This window comes from Sulfurovum sp. (genome assembly GCF_041562805.1).
Classification (GTDB): Bacteria; Campylobacterota; Campylobacteria; order Campylobacterales; family Sulfurovaceae; genus Sulfurovum.
Map to the genome: position 1 here is coordinate 1 of NZ_JBFFOH010000252.1, position 2,336 is coordinate 2,336.

Annotated in this window: 3 protein-coding genes; all 3 read left to right on the plus strand. The window is 38.8% G+C overall.

Annotated elements, in window-relative coordinates:
* On the plus strand, nucleotides 1–1,125 hold a 1,125-nt coding region (secY, locus tag ABYK33_RS15400), incomplete at its 5' end, for a preprotein translocase subunit SecY (RefSeq protein ID WP_373034205.1).
* Nucleotides 1,125–1,880: a type I methionyl aminopeptidase gene (gene map / locus ABYK33_RS15405; protein ID WP_373034206.1), complete on the plus strand. Its 756-nt coding sequence runs from the start codon at nucleotides 1,125–1,127 to the stop codon at nucleotides 1,878–1,880. The genes secY and map, both read left to right, overlap by 1 nt.
* Nucleotides 1,881–1,899: 19 nt before the next feature.
* On the plus strand, nucleotides 1,900–2,118 hold the full coding sequence (gene infA, locus ABYK33_RS15410; RefSeq protein WP_373034207.1) for a translation initiation factor IF-1: 219 nt from the start codon (nucleotides 1,900–1,902) through the stop codon (nucleotides 2,116–2,118).
* Nucleotides 2,119–2,336: the final 218 nt, after the last annotated feature.

Below are 2,336 nucleotides of genomic sequence, written 5' to 3' on the forward strand. Positions count from 1 at the left end.
CTTGGGCTAATGAATATGTTCTCTGGTAATGCCGTTGAACGTTTAAGTATCATCTCTTTAGGTATTATGCCTTATATTACTGCTTCCATCGTTATGGAACTTCTCGCAGCAACTTTCCCAGCACTCGGTCAAATGAAAAAAGAACGTGACGGTATGCAAAAATATATGCAGATCATTCGTTATTTCACTATTTTTATTACTGTAGTACAAGCTATTGGTGTATCAATGGGACTTCAAAGTATGACAGGTAGAGCTGGACAGGCTGCTGTAATGATCGATCCTACGATGTTTACAATTATTACTACCTTCTCTATGTTGGCAGGTACGATGTTGCTTATGTGGATCGGTGAACAGATCACACAAAAAGGTATTGGTAATGGTATATCACTTATTATCTTTGCTGGTATTGTGTCTGGGCTACCATCTGCTATAGGTAATACAGTAAGAGCAGTAAATGCCGGTGAGATGAACTTCTTAGTAGTACTTGGTATTTTGGCAATTATGCTGATCACTATCTTGGCTATTATCTATGTTGAACTTGGTGAGAGAAGAGTGCCTATCTCTTATTCAAGAAAAACCATTATGCAGAATCAGACAAAGAGAGTGATGAACTACATTCCTGTAAAGGTAAACCTTTCAGGTGTGATTCCTCCTATCTTTGCTTCTGCTGTATTGATGTTCCCCCTGACTATGCTTCAGTCAAGCACTACGCCATTTCTAATGGCTATTGCTGATTCCTTGGCACCAGGTGGAATCACATTTAATGTTGTAACATTCTTGCTTGTAATGTTCTTTGCATTCTTTTATGCATCAATCGCATTTAATGCTAAAGACATTGCAGACAACTTGAAAAGACAAGGTGGATTCATCCCTGGTGTAAGACCAGGTGAGCACACTAAAGAATTTTTAAATGAAGTTGCAAGTAGATTGACGGGTTCAGGTGCCGTAAATCTTGCAATCGTTTCTACGATACCCTTCATGGTTATCTCTGGAATGGGTGCCAGCTTCTACTTCGGTGGGGTTGCTGTACTGATTATTGTTCAAGTTGCACTCGATACAATGAGAAAGATCGAAGCGCAAAGAACAATGAACCAATATGATACATTGGGTAATGTAGGTCTATAATGGCTATTGCTATCAGAAAACCTGATGAGATCGCTAAGCTCAGACGAGCTGGCGAGATCGTTGGTAAAACACTTCAATATCTTCAAAACATAATCAAACCAGGTATGACACTTAGTGAAATTGATGCTTTAGGTGAGGCGTATATACTTAAACACGGAGCGGTACCATCTTTTAAAGGATTGTACGGGTTTACGGGTTCTGTATGTACTTCCTTAAATGAGGTATGTATTCATGGTGTCCCTACAGATAGAGTGATTGAAGAAGGTGATGTTCTCGGTTTGGATATCGGAACAAAACTGGATGGTTATTTCGGCGATGCTGCGATTACAATGGCAGTGGGTAAAATAAGTGCTGAAGATGAAGCACTTATAGCGTGCTCAAAAGGCGCGCTTTATCATGCGATAGACTCTATCAGAGAAGGGATGCGTTTTAAAGAATTGACAAAAATTCTTGAAGACTATATCGTATCTGCAGGGTTTGTTCCATTGCGTGATTATTGTGGTCATGGTATCGGTACAAAACCGCACGATGAACCTAATATCCCTAACTATCTTGAGGGTAAACCAAACCAGGGACCTAAGATCAAAAATGGAATGGTCTTCTGTTTGGAGCCTATGGTATGTCAGAAAAGTGGTACTCCTGTACTTCTTGAGGATAAATGGTCAGTCATTAGTGAAGATCAACTCAGATCAGCACACTATGAACACCAAGTTGCAGTAGTAGATGGCAAAGCTGTCATCTTAACTGAAGCATAATAATTGATAAAGGAATACAATGGCTAAAGATGATGTAATAGAAATTGATGGTAAAGTGGTTGAAGCATTACCAAATGCGACATTTAGAGTAGAATTAGAGAACAAGCACATAGTGCTTTGTCACATCGCTGGAAAAATGAGAATGCACTATATTAAAATTCTTCCGGGTGATACTGTAAAAGTGGAGCTTACTCCATATAGTCTTGACAAAGGTCGTATCACATTTAGATACAAATAGAACGAGAATATTCTCGTTCGCCCCTGCATTTACACTTTTTTGTAAATGCACACTACTTTTTAAATCCTCCCACATTTTATATAAGATAAACTTAATAAATATTTCGGTATAATCCCCATCCCTAAAACTATTAGGCTTTAGGAAACTGCGCGAAGAATCTTTGATTAAGTCGCACCGATTACTCAAGGGTTGGATTATGATACATCAATAATCCACGC